At 69.3% G+C, this 2,769-nt stretch carries 3 protein-coding genes and 1 pseudogene; 2 read left to right on the forward strand and 2 right to left on the reverse strand.

Features of this window, described 5'->3' with window-relative positions; all coding sequences use genetic code 11:
* Positions 1–595, forward strand: a pseudogene (locus JYJ84_RS33375) (phage tail protein); the annotation flags it as partial.
* A gap of 206 nt (positions 596–801) precedes the next feature.
* Positions 802–1,827 carry a transporter gene (locus JYJ84_RS33380; RefSeq protein WP_122946591.1) on the forward strand — a complete coding sequence of 342 codons (1,026 nt, stop codon included), beginning with the start codon at positions 802–804 and terminating at the stop codon, positions 1,825–1,827.
* 21 nt (positions 1,828–1,848) lie between these two features.
* Here JYJ84_RS33380 and JYJ84_RS33385 read toward each other — a convergent pair whose 3' ends face one another.
* Positions 1,849–1,998: a DUF1427 family protein gene (locus tag JYJ84_RS33385; protein ID WP_236027700.1), complete on the reverse strand. Its 150-nt coding sequence runs from the start codon at positions 1,996–1,998 to the stop codon at positions 1,849–1,851.
* Between the two features lie 27 nt (positions 1,999–2,025).
* Positions 2,026–2,769, reverse strand: a 744-nt coding sequence (locus JYJ84_RS33390; protein ID WP_205190036.1) for a zinc-binding alcohol dehydrogenase family protein, incomplete at its 5' end; no start/stop codon positions are given.

Here is a 2,769-nt window from a genome sequence, read left to right on the forward strand (position 1 = left end):
CGCGGCGTCCCGAACCGTTGCATCCGCATCGTCCGCGTCTGCCGCGGACAACAGCCGCCTGTCGCGCGCGCTCGCCAATGGCGCCGATGATGCATCGGGCGCGGCCACGGCCGGTGCGGCCGCTGCCGCTGCTGCCGCCGCGACGACCAAGACCGCGAAGGCCGACACCGCGAAGGGCGCAAAGGTCGCGGCGCGTGGCAAGGCCGATGCGAAGCCCGACACGAAGGCCGATGCGAAGGCTGACGCCCGCAAGCATCACAAGGAACAGCAGGCCGAGCTCGCGCAGGCGAAGAAGCATCGCGACGCCACGCCGACCCGTACCGGGAAGGCTGGCGGGAAAGACGATCCGGATGCGGATCTGCTCGCGGCGCTCGTCGCGCGCACGAAGCCGGCCGACAAGAAGCTCGCCGCGCAAAAGGTGCAGGCCGTGCCGACCAAGACGGCCGCGACGACCGGCTCGCTGGCGTCGCGCGTGAAGGAGTGTTCGGAGCGCGGTTTCTTCGAGGATCAACTGTGCCGCTGGCGCGTCTGCGAAGGCCACTGGGGCAAGGATCCCGCGTGCCCGAGCGCCGCGCAGTCGGAGACGCGGCAGTAACGCGTCTCGTGCATGCCGTCCGCCGCACCTGCGCCGCCCGTTGGGCGGCGCGTTGCTTTGGGGGCACGCAATCGTGCCGGTATGATGCGGCGTGACGCTGTCACCGGCGCGTCATGCCCGTCGGGCATACGTCTCCTTTCCTTTTCCGGCGCGGGCGCGCGACCCGCCATGTGCGGCGCGCCGCGCGCCGCACGACCTTCTACACGATGGACCTGATCGTACAGACTTACGGCGCCGATACGTCCGGCATGGTGTGTGGATTCCGCTTCGTACCCGGCGGATCCGGCACAACGCTCGATGCGGACTCGGCCGCCACGTGGCTGCGCACGTGCCGCGAGCACGATGCCGGATCGGGCGATTTCGTCTGGCTGCACTTCAATCTCGCGCACGGCGCGAGCGAGCGCTGGATGCGCACGCATCTCGGGCTGCCCGACAGCTTCTTCGCATTCCTCCACGAAGGGTCGCGCTCGACGCGCATCGAGCAGGAAGACGGCGCATTGCGCGCGATCGTCAACGACGTGATGTTCAACCTCGAACTGACGCCGTCGGAGATCGCGACGCTGTTCGTCCACGTCGAGCGGCGCATCATGGTCACCGCGCGGCTCAAGCCGCTGCGCTCGGTCGACACGCTGCGCGCGTGCGTGCGCGATGGCGAAGCGTTCAGGTCGCCCGCGGAATTGCTCGTCCACCTGCTGCGCGACCAGGCCGACCTGCTGATCCAGATCATGCGGCGCACGAGCGTCGACGTCGATCGCATCGAGGACCGCTTCCTGTCGCAGCGGCTCACGTCGAGCCGCATCGAGCTCGGCGCGATGCGCCGCACGCTGACGCGCCTGCAGCGCATGCTCGCGCCCGAGCCCGGGTCGATCTTCCGGTTGCTCGCGAAGCCGCCCGCGTGGTTGCACATGGAAGACGTGCAGGAGCTGCGCGAGTCGACCGAAGAGTTCTCGCTGGTGCTCGTCGATCTGGCCGGGCTCAACGAGCGGATCAAGCTGCTGCAGGAAGAGATCGGTTCGCGTCTCGACGAGCAGAACAACCGGACGCTGTTCACGCTGACGCTCGTGACCGTGATCGCGCTGCCGATCAACATCGTCGCCGGCTTCTTCGGGATGAACGTCGGCGGCGTGCCGTTCTCCGAGAACAAGCACGGCTTCTGGCTGATGGTGCTGCTCGTCGCGGGCTTCACGGCGCTCGCCGCGTGGTGGGCGTTCCGCCGGCGCAACGACCGCTAGCACCGGCGCCGCGTCGATCCGTCAGCGCAGCAGCGCGATCGCGCGTTCGCCGATCACCATCCCGAGCAGGCCCACCAGCGCGACGAGCGGCGGGGCCGGCGAGCGTACGTGCAGCAGCGCGTACAGCACGCCGACGCCGAGGCCCACCGCGAGCGAAATCACGTAATCCATTATGGCGGTCTCCCGTGCGGACCGGCGTCAGGGTTTGACGATGACGCGCTCGCGCGCACCGGCCAGCACCGCGCGATACGCGTCGTGTGCGCGCTCGAGCGGATACACATAGTCGTCGCCGATCGGGAACGGGCGCAGCGTGCCGTTGCCGAAGCCGGGCGCGAGCGTGTCGAGGATCTGCGCGACCGTGGTGCCAGCGAGCTGCAGCGAATCGACGCCCACGAACGTGTGCTGGCCGCGATAGAACGCGAAGATGTCGAACGGCACGCTGCGGTCGATCGTCGAGATGAAGATCTGCCGCGCACCGATCGCCATCGACGCGTTCGCGGCTTCGAAATACGGGCTGCCGACCGTGTTGTAGACGATGTCCGCGCCGTGGCCGCCGGTCGCCGCACGCACCGCGTCGGCCACTGACTGGCTCGATGCATCGATCATGTGCACGTCGCCCGATGCATGGCCGCGATAACCACCGGGGCTGCGCTCGACGCCGATCACGGTCGCGCCGTGCGCGGTCGCGAGCTGGATCGCGGCCTGGCCGACCTTGCCGTTCGCGCCGAACACGAGCACGACGTCGCCGGCCGTCGGCATGCCGGCGCGGCGCAACCCCTCGTATGCGGTGACGAACGGCACGCCGACGCCGGCCGCTTCGTCGAGCGTCAGCACGGCAGGCTTGCGGCGCACCCATGCCGCGTCGAGTACGAGCCACTCCGCATGCGAGCCGTCGCGATGCACGCCGAGATCGCCACCCGAGCCCCACACCGGCACGCCGAC

Origin of the sequence: Burkholderia sp. LMG 13014, assembly GCF_905232215.1 — a bacterium.
In the GTDB taxonomy this organism is placed as follows: domain Bacteria; phylum Pseudomonadota; class Gammaproteobacteria; order Burkholderiales; family Burkholderiaceae; genus Burkholderia.

Coding starts and splice junctions, on each gene's coding strand:
- JYJ84_RS33380 (WP_122946591.1), top strand. CDS start 802: ATGGACCTGATCGTACAGACTTACGGCGCCGATACGTCCGGCATGGTG.
- JYJ84_RS33385 (WP_236027700.1), bottom strand. CDS start 1,998: ATGGATTACGTGATTTCGCTCGCGGTGGGCCTCGGCGTCGGCGTGCTG.